This window comes from uncultured Clostridium sp., from assembly GCF_937920395.1.
Classification (GTDB): domain Bacteria; phylum Bacillota; class Clostridia; order Clostridiales; family Clostridiaceae; genus Clostridium_AD.
On sequence record NZ_CALEVF010000077.1, the window covers coordinates 1 to 19,148 of the forward strand.

General features: G+C 30.2%; 20 protein-coding genes. 1 reads left to right on the forward strand and 19 read right to left on the reverse strand.

Features of this window, described 5'->3' with window-relative positions:
• The 14 genes from sigK to Q0649_RS08365 form a co-directional block, all read right to left on the reverse strand.
• On the reverse strand, positions 1-487 hold a 487-nt coding region (gene sigK / locus Q0649_RS08300), incomplete at its 3' end, for an RNA polymerase sporulation sigma factor SigK (protein WP_298840109.1).
• 95 nt (positions 488-582) lie between these two features.
• On the reverse strand, positions 583-2,283 hold the full coding sequence (locus tag Q0649_RS08305) for a penicillin-binding transpeptidase domain-containing protein (protein WP_298840112.1): 1,701 nt from the start codon (positions 2,281-2,283) through the stop codon (positions 583-585).
• A 60-nt stretch (positions 2,284-2,343) separates the two neighbouring features.
• Positions 2,344-2,973 carry a uridine kinase gene (udk, locus tag Q0649_RS08310; protein WP_298840114.1) on the reverse strand — a complete coding sequence of 210 codons (630 nt, stop codon included), beginning with the start codon at positions 2,971-2,973 and terminating at the stop codon, positions 2,344-2,346.
• Positions 2,973-4,205 (reverse strand): U32 family peptidase, encoded by a 1,233-nt coding sequence (locus Q0649_RS08315; RefSeq protein WP_298840117.1) that lies wholly within the window; start codon positions 4,203-4,205, stop codon positions 2,973-2,975. Before Q0649_RS08315 ends, udk begins: the two co-directional genes overlap by 1 nt.
• Positions 4,202-4,870 carry an O-methyltransferase gene (locus tag Q0649_RS08320; protein ID WP_298840120.1) on the reverse strand — a complete coding sequence of 223 codons (669 nt, stop codon included), beginning with the start codon at positions 4,868-4,870 and terminating at the stop codon, positions 4,202-4,204. The genes Q0649_RS08315 and Q0649_RS08320 overlap by 4 nt, the downstream gene beginning before the upstream one ends.
• 161 nt (positions 4,871-5,031) lie before the next feature.
• The gene (gene typA, locus Q0649_RS08325) at positions 5,032-6,861 is read right to left on the reverse strand and encodes a translational GTPase TypA (RefSeq protein ID WP_298840123.1); all 1,830 of its coding nucleotides are present in this window, start codon (positions 6,859-6,861) and stop codon (positions 5,032-5,034) included.
• Between the two features lie 248 nt (positions 6,862-7,109).
• Positions 7,110-7,562 carry a Fur family transcriptional regulator gene (locus tag Q0649_RS08330; protein WP_298840127.1) on the reverse strand — a complete coding sequence of 151 codons (453 nt, stop codon included), beginning with the start codon at positions 7,560-7,562 and terminating at the stop codon, positions 7,110-7,112.
• A 183-nt stretch (positions 7,563-7,745) separates the two neighbouring features.
• On the reverse strand, positions 7,746-8,003 hold the full coding sequence (locus Q0649_RS08335; protein WP_298840128.1) for a DUF1292 domain-containing protein: 258 nt from the start codon (positions 8,001-8,003) through the stop codon (positions 7,746-7,748).
• 44 nt (positions 8,004-8,047) lie between these two features.
• The gene (gene ruvX, locus Q0649_RS08340; RefSeq protein WP_298840130.1) at positions 8,048-8,467 is read right to left on the reverse strand and encodes a Holliday junction resolvase RuvX; all 420 of its coding nucleotides are present in this window, start codon (positions 8,465-8,467) and stop codon (positions 8,048-8,050) included.
• A 73-nt stretch (positions 8,468-8,540) separates the two neighbouring features.
• Entirely contained in the window at positions 8,541-8,798 is a 258-nt protein-coding gene (locus tag Q0649_RS08345; protein WP_125004709.1) for an IreB family regulatory phosphoprotein, read from the reverse strand.
• Positions 8,799-8,980: 182 nt separating this feature from the next.
• Positions 8,981-11,626: an alanine--tRNA ligase gene (gene alaS / locus Q0649_RS08350; protein WP_298840144.1), complete on the reverse strand. Its 2,646-nt coding sequence runs from the start codon at positions 11,624-11,626 to the stop codon at positions 8,981-8,983.
• A 102-nt stretch (positions 11,627-11,728) separates the two neighbouring features.
• Complete coding sequence (locus Q0649_RS08355) at positions 11,729-11,857, reverse strand: hypothetical protein (RefSeq protein ID WP_298840147.1); 129 nt, start codon at positions 11,855-11,857, stop codon at positions 11,729-11,731.
• A gap of 133 nt (positions 11,858-11,990) precedes the next feature.
• A complete protein-coding gene (locus Q0649_RS08360) occupies positions 11,991-13,019 on the reverse strand; it encodes an AI-2E family transporter (protein ID WP_298840150.1) in 1,029 nt (342 codons plus the stop codon).
• On the reverse strand, positions 13,006-13,512 hold the full coding sequence (locus Q0649_RS08365) for a PRC-barrel domain-containing protein (protein WP_298840153.1): 507 nt from the start codon (positions 13,510-13,512) through the stop codon (positions 13,006-13,008). Before Q0649_RS08365 ends, Q0649_RS08360 begins: the two co-directional genes overlap by 14 nt.
• A 207-nt stretch (positions 13,513-13,719) precedes the next feature.
• On the opposite strand from Q0649_RS08365, the gene nagZ reads away from it, so the two are divergent.
• Positions 13,720-14,949, forward strand: a complete 1,230-nt coding sequence (nagZ, locus tag Q0649_RS08370) for a beta-N-acetylhexosaminidase (protein WP_298840156.1) — start codon at positions 13,720-13,722, stop codon at positions 14,947-14,949.
• 60 nt (positions 14,950-15,009) lie between these two features.
• Here nagZ and nifU (Q0649_RS08375) read toward each other — a convergent pair whose 3' ends face one another.
• From nifU (Q0649_RS08375) to Q0649_RS08395, 5 genes are all read right to left on the reverse strand, one after another.
• Positions 15,010-15,393, reverse strand: a complete 384-nt coding sequence (gene nifU, locus Q0649_RS08375) for a Fe-S cluster assembly scaffold protein NifU (protein ID WP_298840159.1) — start codon at positions 15,391-15,393, stop codon at positions 15,010-15,012.
• Positions 15,394-15,555: 162 nt separating this feature from the next.
• Entirely contained in the window at positions 15,556-16,632 is a 1,077-nt protein-coding gene (mnmA, locus tag Q0649_RS08380) for a tRNA 2-thiouridine(34) synthase MnmA (protein ID WP_298840164.1), read from the reverse strand.
• 10 nt (positions 16,633-16,642) lie between these two features.
• A complete protein-coding gene (nifU, locus tag Q0649_RS08385; protein WP_298840167.1) occupies positions 16,643-17,068 on the reverse strand; it encodes a Fe-S cluster assembly scaffold protein NifU in 426 nt (141 codons plus the stop codon).
• A 1-nt stretch (position 17,069) separates the two neighbouring features.
• Positions 17,070-18,254 carry a cysteine desulfurase NifS gene (gene nifS / locus Q0649_RS08390; RefSeq protein WP_298840170.1) on the reverse strand — a complete coding sequence of 395 codons (1,185 nt, stop codon included), beginning with the start codon at positions 18,252-18,254 and terminating at the stop codon, positions 17,070-17,072.
• Positions 18,247-18,687: an Rrf2 family transcriptional regulator gene (locus Q0649_RS08395; protein WP_298840173.1), complete on the reverse strand. Its 441-nt coding sequence runs from the start codon at positions 18,685-18,687 to the stop codon at positions 18,247-18,249. Before Q0649_RS08395 ends, nifS begins: the two co-directional genes overlap by 8 nt.
• Positions 18,688-19,148: the final 461 nt, after the last annotated feature.

The following is a 19,148-nucleotide window of genomic DNA, read 5'->3' on the forward strand; positions in this document are numbered from 1 at the left end:
TACTTTCTACTATATCAATTATAGAATCTTCATCACTACTAAGTACATCCATAAGGGATATTTCATTTCCCTCTTTATCTGTGCCAATAGGATCTTGCAAATACACTTCACCCTTTGTTTTCTTATTATTGCGAATAAGCATAAGTATTTCGTTTTCTATGCACCTTGCAGCATAGGTAGCAAGCCTTGTTCCCTTGCTTGTATCAAAAGAGTCAATAGCTTTAATAAGTCCTACAGTTCCAATAGATATAAGGTCATCTACATCTTTTCCTGGATAGGAATATTTTTTTACTATGTGTGCTACTAGTCTTAAATTTCGTTCAACGAGTATTCCTTTAGCTAGTAAGTCGCCTCCCTCAAGCTTTTTTAAATAGGATTTCTCTTCTTCTTCACTTAATGGTTGAGGGAATGAACTACTCCCAGTTATATAAGCAGTCAAGAACGTAACATTTCCGATCATATCTAATAAACAATTCATGAAAAACACAGATGTTCCTCCTAATAGAGCTTATTAATATAATATGAATTATTCTTTTAAAAGTGCATGGACTTAGAAATTTATTTAACATTAATAAATAATTTTTACTTTATATTTTTAAGTGAATTAACCACTTCTTTAAATATTGGAGCTGCTGTACCCCCACCTTCTTCATCAGCTATACCAGCTATATTCATCTTAATATCATTTACATATACAACCATGGAATAATTTTTCCCATTTATATTGAAAAAGCCTACAAACCAACCATCAGACTTCTTTCCATTTGCATAAGTAGTAGTACCTGTTTTTCCGCCTATAGCCATGCCTTCAATATATGCCGCATCCCCAGTTCCCTTGTTTACAACAGCAATCATATGACGTTTCACCGCTTCTGCCGTTTCTCTTTTTAATACAGTGGTAGTTTTAGGCACAGTTTTCTCTAAAATTTCATTTTTGTCATTTACGTATGAGTCTATTATATTTGGTTTAACATATACTCCATCATTTATGATAGTATTAGGAATGCTAAGCGCCTCTAACGGTGTTATTGTGACGTTTTGGCCAATAGCAGTTTGGCTTGTTTGCGCATATGTAGGATTTGATATATCCTCCTGGAAACTACCGATGTCTTCTTGCTGAAGATTCAATACTTTACTTAACATTCCTTGTTTCTGTGCATAATTATATATATTTTTAACTCCCACCTGCCAACCTATTTGAGCAAAAATATTATTTGAAGATTTTGTTAAAGCCTGCGCTACAGTAAATATGTTTCCTTTAAAAGGCTCGTTTGGAAATATATTTGGTTTTAATGTAAATTCTTGATTGTCATTTATTTTATTCATATCTATACCAGCTTCATCAACAATGACTTTGAAAATTGATCCTGGTAATGCTCCATTAGTACTTGGATATCCTAAATTAACATTATATTCATTATCATCCTTTTGCGCCATAGCCCTTATCTTCCCACTGCTGCTCTCCATAAGTACAACACCAATTTTATTGTATTTTTCTTTTTTAAGAATATCCTCAACTTTACCTTGAATTTGTTTATCTATTGTAAGTCTTACATTTATATTGTTTTTAGGTTTAATTGTGGTACCAGCACTTATTTCACCGTTAACTCCTTTAGAAAGCCTAATTTTTGTATATTCATTTTCTTTAGTTTTATCATATATTTGCATTTCCAATGAATCAGCACCTTTTGATACAGTTTTACTAACTACCTTTTTAGTTTCTGAGTTAACAGTTACTTTATTGTAAGTTGTACTTGTCAATACATTCTCTATTTTCCAATACCCATCATTTACAACATCAGTAGAACAATAAATATAAAACCCTTTTACCTTTTTAATATCTTTTAGCTTTTCATATGTAACTTCATCAATTTCATATCTTAATTTTTCGCCGTTACCAGTTCCTTTGATTTTTTCTAAATCATCTGTTTTATTATAATTTCGAAGTGTAATAGTTAATGTTTCTAAATCATATTTACTAGTGTATTCATTAAATCTAAGATAATCTACTGGATCAATAATTGCATAAAAGTGTTTTTTATAAGTTAAAAGGTCGGCTCCATTACAATCAAGTAACTTATATTGTGGTCCATATTTTTCATCTATAGTGTATTGTGCATCAGCCATTGTTTTTAATGACTTTGAGTTAAAATACATATAACTTGATGCCCTCCAAATTAACGAACAAAATAATAGTATAAATAAGACCATTACTATCCAATTTCTTTTCCTGATTTCACTCTTTTCATTCAAGTAACCAAAAATATTGTTTTTATTAGACATAAAAACACCTCCCCTAGACTAATTCTAGCCTAGAATGAGATGTTTTATACTTTTCATATATCATTTTTGACGTCTTTGTAGTATCTGGCTTATATTTGCAGTAAGCATATCAATAGCTACCTTGTTATGACCGCCTTCTGGTATTATAATATCTGCATATCTTTTGGTAGGTTCGATAAATTGTTCATGCATAGGTTTAACTACTGTTAGATATTGTTTTATTACAGACTCCATTGTTCTTCCTCTTTCTTTGATATCCCTTGTAAGTCTTCTTATAAACCTTACATCTGCATCAGTATCTACATATAATTTAATATCTAACATATCACAAAGACGTTTATTATCCAATATAAGTATTCCTTCAAATATAATTATATCCCTAGGCTTTACCGGAATTGTTTCTTTTGTTCTATTAAATATTTTAAAATCATATACAGGCTTTTGAATAACTTTACCTTTTAATAGAAGATTAAAATGTTCTACTAAAAGTTCTGTATCAAATGCATCAGGATGATCATAGTTTGTTTTTATTCTATCTTCAAGAGAAAGTTCACTTTGATCTTTATAATAGGAATCTTGCTCAATCATAGCAATACACGATTCATCAAACTGCTTATATATCTCTCTAGCTATAGTACTCTTTCCGGAACCTGTTCCGCCAGTTATCCCAATTAGTATAGGACGATTCATTACTTCTTCTCCTTTTCCTTAATAAGAATATCATTCGCGCGTAATTTTTCTTTAACATTTACAGTAAATAACATCTGAGCACTTGGAGCAGCTGGTATGCTTTCTCCCTTAGAATTCTTCATATCATTAAGCTTAATTAAAATATTATCTCCTACAGGTCTTAATACTTCAACGGTATCGCAAAGATACGTTTTGTTCCTTTGCTCAATTGTTGCAATATTGCTTTTTTCATCATATTTCCTTACGACTCCAACTATATCGTAATTTCTTATGTATGATGAAGATTCATATATCTGTTTGTGTGGATCTCCAAAATAAAAGCCAGTATAAAATTGCCTGTGGCTAGGTTTTAAGAGATTATCCAACCATTTTTTTTCGAATTTATAATTTAATGCGTCTGCTACGTATGCATCCACAGCTTCCCTATAAGACTTACATACAGAAGCAACATAATATGAGCTTTTCATTCTTCCCTCTATTTTGAAGGACATTACCCCTGATTGCATAAGTTCCGGTATGTGTTCTATCATACATAAATCTTTTGAATTCATTATGTAACTACCTTTATCATCTTCAATTATAGGAAAGTATTCCCCGTTCCTCTTTTCTTCCATTAAGAAATATTTATATCTACAAGGTTGAGCACATTGACCGCGATTTGCATCTCTACCTGTCATATAATTTGACATAAGACATCTTCCAGAGTAGGACATACACATAGATCCATGAACAAAAGCTTCAAGTTCACAAGTTTCAGGTAACTTTGCTCTTATTTCTTTAATTTCTTTTAGAGATAATTCTCTTGCAAGTACAATTCTTTTAACCCCTTGTTTATGCCAGAAAATAGCAGATTTATAGTTTACATTATTAGCTTGAGTACTTAAATGTATTTCTAAATTTGGTACAACTTCTCTGGCTGTCATAATAATACCTGGATCAGAAACAATAATAGCATCTGCTCCTGTTTCATAAATTTCTTTTAAATAGCCCTCTAAACCTTCTAAATCCTCATTATGAGGAAATACATTTAAAGTAACATAGACTTTTTTACCTCTCACGTGTGCAAATTCTATTCCTTCTTTTAAATCTTCATTACTAAAATTATCTGCAAAAGCACGCAAATTCAATTTGCTTCCACCCAAATAAACAGCGTCCGCGCCAAAATTTATAGCTGCTTTCAATTTTTCTAAATTACCTGCTGGTGCAAGTATTTCTGGTTTCATATGTTTCATTCCTCTCTTATGTTACCCATATTCTTTCTTATCGTAACCGATATGCCATCTCCCATTGGGATTACAGAAGTTACAAGCTCATCATTACTAGATACTAGTTCTAAATAACTTTTCATACGTTTTATTATAGTTATCTTTCTATGTGTTGCAAGTTCTTTTGATGCAACCATTCCTCTAAATAATACATTGTCTGCAATAAGAACTCCATCTTTTTTTAACAACCTCAAGCAATTAGGGAGAAAATGATTATAATGTCCTTTACCTGCATCCATAAAAATCATATCATATTCACCTTTGATACTTTCTAAAAGATCTAAACAATCACCCTTTATAATAGTGATTTTATCTTGTAGTCCACATTTCATTATATTATCACTAGCAATTTCTATCATTCTTTGATCTCTTTCAATAGTTGTAATTTCACTTAATCCATCTGATGCTAAATTCATTAAAATAGCAGAATATCCAATAGCTGTTCCAAGTTCTAAAATCTTTTTAGGTCTATTCATCTTTACCATTAACTCTAAAAATTTAGCAGTTTCCTTTTGTACTATAGGAACTCCATTTTTAACAGAAAACTTTTCAAGTTCATCTAAAATGCCACTATTACTTGGTATGAGCTCTCTTAAATATTGCTCCATATAATCATATGTTACCCCACTCATTTATTTTCCTCCAAAATTAATAACACAAGTCAACTAAATTCCTTGCGCATCATCTTATATTAATATGTATATAAAAAACTTTTATATTAAAAAAGAAAACCATATAAATTAATTATGCGGTTTTCTTTTTCTTTAATTAAACTATTTACTTTTTGTTTTATCTACTTCTTTTTGCCTCCACCTGCTCTTCTTCTTTCACCTGAGTCTAATATTGTTTTTCTCATTCTAATGTTTAGAGGAGTAATTTCAACTAGCTCATCTATAGCTATAAATTCTAAGCATTGCTCTAGTGTCATTAATTTTACTGGAACAAGTTTTGGTGATTCATCTGCTCCTGAAGATCTAGTGTTTGTTAATTGTTTCTTTCTACAAACATTTATTTCCATGTCTCCACTTCTTGCACATTCTCCAGCAATCATTCCAGCATATACAGGTACTCCTGGTTCTAAGAAAAGAGTACCACGATCTTGAGCATTAAATAATCCGTAAGTTATAGTTTCTCCACCCTCAAATACGATTAAAGAACCTCTACTTCTATCTGGAATATCGCCTTTAAATTTATCGTAACCATCTAGAACGTGATTCATTATACCATTACCCTTTGTATCAGTCATAAGTTCGCTTCTAAATCCAATTAATCCTCTTGATGGAACCTTAAATTCTAGTCTAGTATATCCATTTATAGCAGAAGTCATGTTTACCATTTCTGCTTTCCTAGGTCCCATTTTTTCCATTACAACGCCCATAAATTCTTCTGGAACGTCAATTGTAAGGAATTCAATTGGCTCTGTTTTATGTCCATTTTCTTCTTTATATATAACATTTGCTTTTGAAACTTGGAATTCATATCCTTCACGTCTCATAGTTTCAATTAGAACTGAAAGATGAAGTTCTCCTCTTCCACTTACTTCAAAACCATCTGTTTCTTCAGATTCTACTACTCTTAAGCTAACATTTGTTTCAAGTTCTTTCATAAGTCTATCTCTTATATGCCTTGAGGTTACAAAAGTTCCTTCTTGACCTGCAAAAGGAGAATTATTAACCATGAAATTCATAGTTAATGTAGGCTCATCAATTTCAACGAATGGAAGTGCTTCTGGTTCAAGCACATCAGCTATTGTTTCACCAATGTTAATGTTTGGAATACCAGAAACTGCTACTATATCACCAAGTATTGCTTCTTCAGTTTCTACTCTCTTAAGTCCATCATAAACGAAAAGAGCTGAAACTTTAACGTTGGTGATTGTTCCATCTTTAGCTATAAGTGCAACCTGCTCATTTCTTTTGATTGATCCTCTTTGGATTTTACCTATTCCAATTTTTCCAACATACTCATTATAATCAATAGTTGAAATAAGAAGTTGAAGTGGCATATCTAAATATCCCTCTGGTGCTTTTACATTCTTTACTATAGATTCAAATAATGGTTCCATGTTATCACTAACATCATCAACTTCAAATTTTGCAAAACCTTCTCTAGCAGAGGCATATACCACTGCAAAGTCTAATTGTTCGTCATCTGCTCCAAGTTCAACAAATAGGTCGAATACTTCATCAAGAACTTCAGTTGGACGAGCATCTTTTCTATCAATTTTGTTTATAACAACGATAGGTCTAAGATTTAATTCTAATGCTTTCTTTAAAACAAATTTAGTTTGTGGCATTGGGCCTTCATATGCATCAACTACAAGAAGTACACTATCAACCATCTTAAGTACACGTTCAACTTCTCCACCAAAATCTGCATGGCCTGGAGTATCAACTATGTTTATTTTTATTCCCTTATGCATTACTGCTGTATTTTTAGAAAGAATTGTTATTCCTCTCTCTTTTTCTAAATCATTAGAGTCCATTACTCTCTCTTGTACTTTTTCATTTTCTCTAAAAACATGGCTTTGTTTAAGTAAACAATCAACTAATGTTGTCTTGCCGTGATCTACATGGGCAATAATTGCTATATTTCTAACGTCATTTCTTGTAAATAAATTCATATTAATCCTCCAATTTTTTTCATGTGTTTACACATTTTACACAAACGAAAATTGGATACGCCTTGAAGTATCCAATTTTCGCATTTACTATACTTATTCTAATATTATCTTGCAAAAAAGTCAACTATGTCTAGTGCTCAATATTAAAAAATGATAAATTCTTTTAAATTATATCATTTAATTAGTTCTTTTATCATATCATCTCACATAAATACAAGTATTTACTTTATAGGATATTACTTTAAAATTTATTTGCCTGTACATTTTTCACAAATACCATAGAATTTTAAGCTATGGTCTTCAATCTTAAAGTTATATTCTTTTTCAACAATCGATTCTAATTCTTCAAGTAAATCTCCTTGTACTTCTAATACTTTTCCACAGCGATTACATATCAGGTGATGATGCTGATGATGCTCATCTTGATGGTTAAGTTCATATCTGCTACAGCCATCATCTAAATCAAATTTTCTAATTACGCCCATATCTTCTAAAAGTTGAACTGTTCTATAAATTGTAGCAAGACCTATTTCTGGGCAGTCAATTTTAACCAAGTCATACAGTTCTTCCGCAGTAAGATGGCTACCTTCACTTTTTATTATTCCATTTAAAATAGCTCTTCTCTGTGGAGTTAGTTTATATCCCTCTTGTTTTAAGGTTTCTTTTAAACTCTCAACGCTCTCTGGAGATACCTTTGACATATATATACCCCTTTTCATATAACCATCATTTGACCTATAAGTATAAATAATATTTACTATAGGTTTAGTTTAATACTTTTTTTAAATAATGTCAATTGATAATCATTTAGTATTAAGAAAATAGGATAATTTGTTTAAAAATTTTTTGAAGTTAATTAATTAAGACTTTCTTAAGTAATAGGATTAGTCCTCATCAGAAGAAATCGCTTCATACGCTTCTGAAATCATTTCAAACTCTTCATCATCTTCTATTGTAACTAAAATATCACTACCTTCTGCATCCTTCTCAATTCTCAGTGCAATTGCATCAATATCTTCTTCTCCAGTTGGTGCAACTATGACATATTCCTTGTCTTTAATGTCCAATTTTGTCAGCACATCAAATTCAATTTCCTTACCTTCTTCATCATACAATAAGATTGTTTCTACATTATTATCCATTTTTTTAGTCTCCTTTACATTATGTAATAAATAGTGTTTTAATTTTATAAATGTGTTCCTAAACTGTCTAAATATCCTTGTAAAATGAAAGTAGCTGCAATTTTATCTACAATTTTTTTTCGTTTTGATCTTGATAAATCGCCCTCAAGCATTACTCTATTAGCAGCTACTGTAGTTAATCTTTCATCCCACATTTCCACTTTTAAATTCAATGTTTCTCGAAGCTGTTCACAAAATCTTTGGACCTTTTCTCCTTGTGGTCCAATAGTGCCATTCATGTTTTTAGGAAGTCCCGATACAAAACTTTCTACATTGTATTTTTTGCATATTTTGTCGATTTCTTCTATGTCTAGTACTATGCTTTTTCTCTTAATTGTAGTAATTCCTTGTGCCGTTAGCCCCAGAGGATCACATACAGCTATCCCTATCGTTCTGTCTCCAATATCTAATCCTAATATTCTCATGTAAACCGCCTTTACAATTTGCCTTACTATGATACAGTATTATCTTAAAAAATAAAATGCCCCTATGGGCATTTTATTTTTTTATGTCTAGATAAGATTTTAAAACTTCTTCTAATATTTCATCTCTTTCTAGCTTTCTTACTAACGCCCTTGCTCCATTATAGTTCGTTATATAAGTAGGATCTCCAGAAATTAAATATCCTACCATTTGGTTTACTGGGTTATATCCCTTTTTTATAAGCGAATTATATACGTCAGTTAAAATAGTTTTTGTTAAATCCTTTTTATCTTTTACAAAATCAAATTGGACTGTATTTTGATTAGTATCCATACTATACACCCCTTCCTTATAATACACTAAACACTGTAATTTACCACATCTTAGTACACTCGGAAATCACTTCGTAATATTTTATAATTTTATAACTATAATAAATTATACAATTATATACTAACAATACTTAAATTACTTCTAACTAATTATATTATAAAACAACTATTACAAAAAGTATACTATTTTACCAATCTTTCAATAATAGAGCATACATTCTCTATTGCTTCATCTAATTTATCTGGAAGTTTACCACCAGCCTCTGCCATGTTTGGTCTACCGCCACCACCACCACCAGCAATTTTAGCTACTTCTTTAATTATTTTTCCACAATGTATTCCTTTATCTATTGCAGACTTAGATGCCATTGCAACAAATTGTACTTTGTCGCCTGCACTACTTCCAAGGACTACTACACCATCCACAAGTTTATCTCGGAGTTTATCCGCTAAATCCCTTAATGCCTCTGCGTCCATATTACGTACAGTACCAAAAATCACCTTAACACCTTTAACTTCTTTAACATTGTTTAACATTTCATCTACTGAAGAACTAGCGAGTTTACTTTTCAATAATACTATTTCCTTTTCTTTATCTTTTAATTCAACTAATTGAATTTGTAATTTATTAATTATATCCTTTTCGAGGCATTTTAATGTACTTGCAATATTTTTTAATTGATTACCTTTATCCTCTAGAAATTCAATAGAATTAATGCCTGTTATAGCTTCAATTCTTCTAACTCCAGCAGCAACCCCTGATTCAGATAAAATTTTAAAAAGTCCTATTTCTCCTGTATTTTTAACATGAGTACCTCCACATAATTCCTTACTAAATTTTCCTATAGATACAACTCTAACATCATTTTGATACTTTTCATCAAATAATGCTATAGCTCCACTTTCCTTGGCCTTTTCTATAGTCATAACACTCGTATTAACTGCATATGCCTTTAAAATATTGTCATTTACTATCTTTTGGACTTTAATAATTTCAAAATCTGTTAATGCAGAAAAATGAGTGAAATCAAATCTTAATCTATCTTCATTTACATATGATCCTGATTGATGAACATGATCTCCTAGAACTTCTTTCAATGCTTCTTGTAGCATATGAGTTGCTGAATGATTTCTACAAATTTCTTCCCTTCTATCCTCATCAACCTTAAGAATTACAGATTCATCTGTTAACAATCTTCCATTAGTCACTTTAACAAAATGCACTATTTTTCCTGAAACACTCTTTTTACAATCATAAACCTCTGCCTTGAAATTATCATTAAATATTATTCCCTTGTCTCCGATTTGACCTCCCATTTCAGCATAGAAAGGTGTAACTTCCGTTACAATTATACCCTTTGAACCTTTTGAAATTTCTGAAACAATTCCGTCACCGCTAATTATAACTTTAACTTTAGATGACAACTCAGTTTTATCATATCCTTCAAATTTAATGTCTATATCTTTAGGAATTAAATTCAGTGCATTATCTGAGTTACCCATGTAATCGGACTGTCCTCTAGCATTTCTAGCCATCTGCCTCTGGTTTTGCATTTCAATATTAAATTCTTTCAAATCAATCTTTATACCTACATCTTCGAGTATTTCTTCAGTAAGCTCATATGGGAATCCATAAGTATCATATAATTTAAAAGCCTTGTCTCCACCTAATATTTTATCATTATTAGCTGTAAGTTCTTGTATATAACCTTTTAATATATCCATACCAGAACCAATAGTTTCAAGAAACCTTTTCTCTTCAATCTTTACAACTTTCTTAATATAAGATGCTTTCTCACTAAGTTCTGGGTACGCTACGCAAGAATTTTTTATAACCATATCACAAAGTTCATACAAAAAAGTATTCTTAATACCAAGTAGTCTACCATGCCTTGCTGCGCGCCTTATTAATCTTCTTAATACATAACCTCTACCCTCGTTAGATGGAAGTATCCCATCACTTATCATGAAAGTTGCGCTCCTAACATGATCGGTTATAATCTTTAACGATACATCACTTGTAGTATTTTCTCCACATTTAGTATCAGTAACCCTTGATACTTCCTTTAAAATGTTTTTTATAGTATCCACTTCAAATATGCTATCCAAACCTTGCATAATAGCAGATATTCTCTCAAGTCCCATTCCTGTATCTATATTAGGATTCTTTAATTTATTATAATTACCTTTTTCATCTTTATCAAATTGAGTAAATACTAAATTCCAAAATTCTATTATTCTATCTTCATTTCCTGCATTAATAAATTCTTCACTAGTCTTTATGCTACCTAATTTTACATTCCTATCAAAATGTATTTCTGAGCTAGGTCCACAAGGTCCTTGACCTATTTCCCAAAAATTCTCTTCTTTTCCTAATTTGAAAATATGTAATGGATCAATATCAGTATTTTCATTCCATACATTAAACGCCTCATCATCCTCTAAATATACAGTTACATATAACATTTCTTTTGGTATATTTAAAACCTCAGTAACATATTCCCAAGCCCATGGAATAATTTCCTTTTTAAAATAATCACCAAAAGAAAAATTACCTAACATTTCAAAGAAAGTACCATGCCTTGATGTCTTACCTACATTCTCAATATCTCCTGTTCTAATACACTTTTGACAATCAGTTACCCGAACACTAGGTGGCGTTTGAATTCCGGTAAAATATGGTTTAAGTGGTTGCATACCAGCATTTACAAGTAATAAACTATTATCATTCTTAGGTACTAGAGGGAAACTCTCCAGTCTAAGATGTTTTTTGCCTTCAAAAAATGTCAGAAAGGATTCTCTAATTTCATTCAGTCCTAAATTTTCCATAATATCTCCTCCGTTTATTTAAAATTAATAAATTTTATAATATAAAAAAAACCTTAACTCCCCTAAAACAAGGGACGAAAGGTTTCCGCGTTACCACCCTAATTATATCGCTATATAATTAATAAAATTAAATATATAACAATACCTCTCAATAAAACCAGGTTCAGAGATAGCTTCAATATACCCAATCAAGAAGTTTTCACCATCCACTCCCTCTCTAAATGACTCCATATATTTACTAACTCTCATCATTACCTAATACTAACTTTACTATTAATTATAACATATTTTAATTAAACACTCATTATATAAATTATAAGTAATAATCTATTTCTTGTCAATATTTAAGAATTGATTGCCATATCTAAAATAAATAATAATTTAAGTCCTCATATATAACTTTAATTATTACGCCTAATGGTACTGCGAGAATCATACCTAATATTCCTCCAACTGATCCACCTATCATTAATAATAATATTACCGTTAATGGATGCATGCTTATACTTTCTCCAATTATTTTTGGGGATAATAAACTTCCTTCAATTTGTTGAAGTACAAATAACCATATAGCGGTATATAACGCTGTTTTAGGAGATACTAGTAGTGCAATTAATATTATTGGAATTATACCCAATACAGGACCAAAATAAGGAATTATGTTGAAAATTCCGTTTATTAAAGATAATATTAAAGGAAAATCAACTTTCATAAAAATTAGTATTAAAAAAGTAGCAATAGTTATAATTCCACATAAAATAATCTGGCTTATAATATATCTTCCTAATACCTTATCAATATCATCAATAATTTTTTTTATTATAGTTCTGCTCTCGGGAGGAAAAATTATTAATGTTTTATTTATCATATTTTCACTATCACATAAAAAGTAATATATTATTAAAGGCGAAACCATGTAAGTTATTATATTCTCGCCAAGTCCCATGATAAAATTAAGTAACTTATTGAATATTAAAATTATTTGTGTATTAGATTTATAATATATAGTATTTATAATACTATTCATTATTTTATTCGTGTTTAACACCTTTATTTTTGTTTTCGCATTTGTTAAGTAACTACCAAAATCCTTTATTACTTTATTTATAGATAAACTTTCTCTAAATATTGATGGTATTACAACTATAAATGTTAGTACTATTAAAACTAATAACCCAACTACTATTAAAGCAGAAGCCGCTCTTTTATTCACTCCTCTTCCAATTAAAAACAAATATAACGGTTTTAAACTATACGCTATTATAAACGATATAAATATTAAATTTATTAGTTGTTTAACGATTGGAATTCTTATAGCTATAGCTATTATTACTACTAATGTCACAATACCTACAACACATATAACTAGCTTCTTTTTATTATTTTTTTTCATCTGATTTCTCCTGTATAAAAAAGTTATGAGGCATACTTTTAAAACAATATTTATCATGATTTGGAATATAAAGAATATTTTCTTCGCCAAGTATTAATTGATTTATTAGAAAAATTCTTTTTCCACGAAGTAAATTTGTGATAAATCCAGAAGACACTATCACACCCTTTATTACAAAATCATTTCCTGTAAAGGTAATATCCTCAACCATACCCAATATATTTCTATATATATCTATTACATCCATACTAATAAAACTATGTAAATATAGCTGTGTACTTTTCACTACCTTTTTAACCACCATGTCTTTATTAAAAAAAATAATATCTTCCGTTAGTACACTCAGATTTTTCTGAAAAAAATTATATGGAGAAATTAAAAAACCAATTACTTTACCTTTATTAAAATCTATTAATAAATCTTTAATAAACCCAATTTTTTTACCATCCACACTCACAACATTCATAAACATAAAATCTTTACTTTTAAACATATTGTCTCCTACACCAAAAGAATTTAAATATTTTTTATTGTACTTATGTTTTCCAATTAGCATAAATAATATTACATAAAATAAATATAAATTATCATTAACACTATTGCGTATATATCTTTTAAATAGTATAGTTATTTAGTAATTTTGATATTATAATATTTTTTTGATTTGTTTGATTTTTAAGAAAAGAGGTTAAAACTAATAATGAAAAAATCAATTATAAGCATATTATTAATTTTCGGGTTAATTCTATCTGGCTGTAGTAATTCTAACCATAGTCCTATACCCAAGGTCAAAAACAACTCTGAAATTCATACTTTAAAGGTAAAGCCTATTGATTTAGTACAGAAACAGATTGATTCTATGAGTTTGGATGAAAAAATCGGTCAATTGGTAATTATTGGATTAGATGGTTATACGATAAACAATAATACGATTAATTTAATTAAAGCTCGTAAAGTTTCCGGTGTTATTTTATTTAGTAAAAATGTAGAAAATTCCAATCAATTAGTTAAGTTAATTAATTCTATTAAAACTAATAATCAACTAAATAGAACGCCTATGTTCGTGTCAGTTGATGAAGAAGGTGGAAGGGTATCAAGAATGCCATATGAACTAAAAAAGCTTCCCTCAAATCAAACAATAGGTAATAAAAATGATTCTACCTTGAGTTTTAACACTGGAAAAATAATTGGTGAAGAACTTAAGACTTATGGATTTAATATGGATTTTGCTCCAGTACTAGATATAAATAGTAACCCAGATAACCCTATAATAGGTGATAGATCCTTTGGTAATAATTCTAGTATAGTAAGCAAGCTAGGTATTGCAACCATGAAAGGTATAATTAATAAAAATATAATTCCTGTTGTAAAACATTTTCCAGGGCATGGTGATACCTCCGTTGATTCTCATGTAGGCCTTCCAGTAGTAAATAAAAATTTAAAAACGCTTAATAATTTTGAACTATTACCTTTTAAGTCAGCTATAAATAACAATGTCGATGCTATTATGGTTGCACATATTTTACTTAACAAAATAGACTCCAAATATCCTGCTAGCATGTCAAAACCTGTTATAACTGATATACTAAGAAAAAAATTAAACTTCAACGGAGTAGTTATTACTGATGATATGACCATGGCGGCAATAATAAAATATAATGACATTGGAATTGCTGCCATTAGATCTATTAATGCTGGCAGTGATATTATTTTAGTATGCCATGAATATAATAATGAACTAAAAGTAATTAATTCACTAAAGACTGCCGTCCAAAGTAAAAGAATATCAGAAAAAAGGCTTAATGAGAGTGTGTACCGTATACTGAAACTCAAAGAAAAGTATAAACTCAATAATGACACGTTAAACACAATAAATACCAACAAAATTAATGAAATTAATAATAAAATAAAATCATTCTCAAATTATTAAATAAAAATGGGACTACATTGATTCATCCTCAATGTAGTCCCATTTTTATTTAAACTTATGCTACCAAAGCTTAAGATTTTGTGATTCTCTATAATTATTTATTGCATTATGTATAGTTTGCTCTGCAAGTACAGAGCAATGCACTTTCACAACTGGTAGACCCTCTAAAGCCTCAATAACTGACTTGTTGGTTAGTTTCCAAGCTTCTTCTAGTGTTTTACCTTTTATAAGTTCTGTCGCTATGCTTGACGACGCTATGGCAGAACCACAACCAAACGCTTTAAATTTAACACTATCTATTATATTGTCCTCCACCTTAATATAAATTTTCATTATATCCCCACAATTAGGGTCACCAGCTTCTCCAATACCATTAGCATCACCTAAAACGCCCATATTCCTTGGACTATAAAAATGCTCCATAACCTTATCGCTGTATTCCATAATTTCACTCCTTTTCTTCGCAAAAATGTTTATAATTTTATGCGAAAAGTTACTTTATAATATTACCTATTATTTATTCTAAATAACAGAGGGATACCTAGTTTCTTAACTAGACATCCCTCTGCTATAACCACTAACTAAAGTAGCTTCATTTACAAATCTTTATATGATTTTCTCTATTATTCCTCCGCCAACTACTAAGTTTTCTAAATAGAAAACTACTGATTGACCTTTGGTTATAGCTCTTTGTTTCTCTTCAAAAACAACCTTTACTCTATTATTTTCAATAGGAATTAAAGTAGCCGGTTGTGGAATTGCGGAATATCTAATTTTAGCAGTAATTTTTAAATTTGAAGTTAATGTATCAAAGAGAATAAAATTCAAATCCTTAGCTATGAGTCCAATTTTAAAAATGTCCTCTTCATCGCCTACTATTACTTGATTAGTTAAAGGATTAATATCATTAACAAAGACAGGTTTTCCAAGAGCAATTCCTAATCCTTTTCTCTGCCCAATAGTGTAGTAAACTATCCCTTTGTGTGTTCCCAAAACTTTTCCTTGCTTATCAACAAAGTTTCCTTGTTTTATCTCTCGACCACTATATTTTTTAATATAATTCCCGTGGTCATTATCAGGTATAAAACAAATTTCTTGACTGTCTCTTTTTTTAAAAACTTCAAGCCCAATTCTCTCTGCAATTTTTCGTATTTCTGGTTTTGTATATTCACCACAAGGCATTAGAGTATGTCTTAATTGTTCTTGAGTTAAACTATATAAAGCATAAGTTTGATCTTTTTTATTATCTTCTGAATTTTCAAGCACATACCTCTCACCTTGTTTTTCAATCTTAGCATAGTGACCTGTAGCTATATAATCAGCACCAAGAGCCCTTGCTTTTCTTAAAAACTCATCAAATTTAATAGTCCTATTGCATACAATACATGGATTTGGCGTTCTGCCCTCCATGTACTCATCAACAAAGTTATCAATAACATTTTTTTTAAAAGCATCTTTAAAGTTCATAACATAAAATGGTATATCTAATACATCTGCAACACGTCTTGCATCATTTGCAGCTGAAATAGAACAACATCCACCTTCATTTTCCTCATAATCAGGATTATCTGGTGAGAGTTTCATCATAATGCCTATAACCTCATAACCTTGCTTTTGCAAAAGATATGCAGCTACAGAACTATCTACCCCACCGCTCATTCCAATAACTACTCTTTTCTTCATCCAGTACCACCTATTCTTCTGTTATTTCACCATGACCATCGTGTCCTTTGTAATCAAATTCTTTTAGTCCTGCTTTTTTTCTATAATCATTTATTGCCATGTGAATTGCTTCTTCAGCAAGTACTGAGCAATGCATCTTTATTGCTGGAAGACCATCTAATGCTTCAGCTACAGCAATATTTGTTAATTTCCATGCATCATCTACTGATTTACCTTTAATAAGTTCTGTTGCCATACTTGATGATGCTATAGCCGATCCACAACCAAAAGTTTTAAATTTTGCATCAGTTACTATATTATTTTCAACTTTTAAATAAACTTTCATTATATCTCCACACTTAGCGTTACCAACTTCACCAACACCACTAGCATTTTCAATTTCTCCTACATTTCTTGGATTAGTAAAATGGTCCATAACTTTAGCACTGTAATCCATATTATTTTTCCCCCTTCTTTAAGAAGTCATCATATAGTGGTGACATATCTCTTAATCTTTTTATAACCTTTGGAACTGTTTCTAATACAAAATCTACTTCTTCCTCAGTGGTAGCATCACCTAATGTTAATCTTAGTGACCCATGAGCTATCTCATGAATAAGACCAATGGCAAGTAACACATGAGATGGATCTAGAGAACCTGATGTACATGCGCTTCCACTTGATGCTGCAATACCCTTTGCATCTAGCATTAATAATATAGATTCACCTTCAACAAACCTAAAACTAATATTAGAGTTTCCTGGAAGTCTTTTTTCTCCTAATGGTCCATTAAGTCTTGTGTAAGGTACTTTTAATAATCCATTCATAAGTTTATCTCTTAAAATAACTAGTTTTTTATTATTTTCTTCCATATTTGCAACTGCTAGCTCAAGAGCTTTACCAATTCCAACTACACTAGCTACATTTTCAGTACCAGCTCTTTTACCTCTTTCTTGACCACCACCATGTATTAAATTTTCTATTTTAATACCTTTTCGTATATATAAAGCTCCTATACCTTTTGGTCCATAGAATTTATGACCAGCCATTGATAATAAATCTATATTCATTTCTTTTACATCAACGGGTATATGCCCTACAGCCTGAACAGCATCTGTATGGAAAAGTATTTTTTTGCTTCTACATAATGCTCCTATTTCTTTTATAGGTTCAATTGTTCCAATCTCATTATTAGCAAACATTACTGATACTAAAATGGTTTTATCTGTAATTGCATTTTCTAAATCTTTAATATTAATAAATCCATATTCATCTACAGGTAAATATGTAATATCAAATCCATTTTTCGCTAAATATTCACAAGTATGAAGTACTGCATGATGTTCAATAGCTGTAGTTATAATATGATTTCCCTTTTTCTTATAAGCAGAAGCTATACCCTTTATAGCCCAATTATCTGCTTCTGAACCACCACTTGTAAAATATATTTCACTTGATTCAGCATTTATTGCCTTTGCTACCTTATCACGTCCAATATCTATTGCCTTTTTAGTTTCTCTTGCTAATGTATATATAGAAGAAGGATTACCAAAGTATGTTGTAAAATACGGAAGCATTTCTTCCATTACTTCTGGTTTAACATATGTTGTTGCAGCATGATCCATGTAAATTGATTTATTCATTATCTTTCACTCCTTTAATTAATGTCATTTCATTATAGTCTGATACAATATCTTTTAAATTTATTGAAGTAGTAACACTATCTATACTATTTTTTATTTTCTTCCATAATGGCCTTGTAGCACAGCAGTCAATATTGGTACACTCTTCATCATGTAGACAAGTTGAAATTTCTATTGGTCCCTCGAGTACATTTATAATCTCATAAATAGTTATTTCTTCAGGAGCTCTATTTAGTAAATATCCACCTTGAGATCCCCTTACACTTTTAATAAGCTTAGCCTTTCGAAGTGATGAAAATAATTGTTCTAAATAATATTCAGATATACTTTGTCTTTCAGATATACTTTTTATAGATACAGGTTGTTCTCCATAATTTATCGCTAAATCTACCATGGCTTTAACCCCATATCTTCCCTTCGTAGATAATTTCATTTAATCACTCCTTTTTATCATTACCTGCTCAGCTATTCATTAACACCTTAGTTGTCATTCATCATCACCTAAGGTGTATTTATCATCGCAGGTGGTGAAGTATTAATGATTTCATAGGGAAACTTAGACTCCTAAAGTTTTCACTCCACATAATTAAATAATCATTACTTATATGATAGAATCTTTCCTTACAAGGTATCATTAAAGTAGAGTGTTTTACTACACTTTCTAAATTCATAATATCAAATCCTAGTAATCTTGTCAACTATAATTTTATTAAATTTCTTTTATTATATCTATCCATACCCCATATTACCTTGTTATTCGTTAATAATCATATTTTATATCCACAATGCTCCATATTATATATTCATTTAAATCTTAAAGCTACATAAAAACTAAATTTATATTCATCCTTGAAGTATTCAATTATATATAGTATAATTTAACAAGCACTTTAG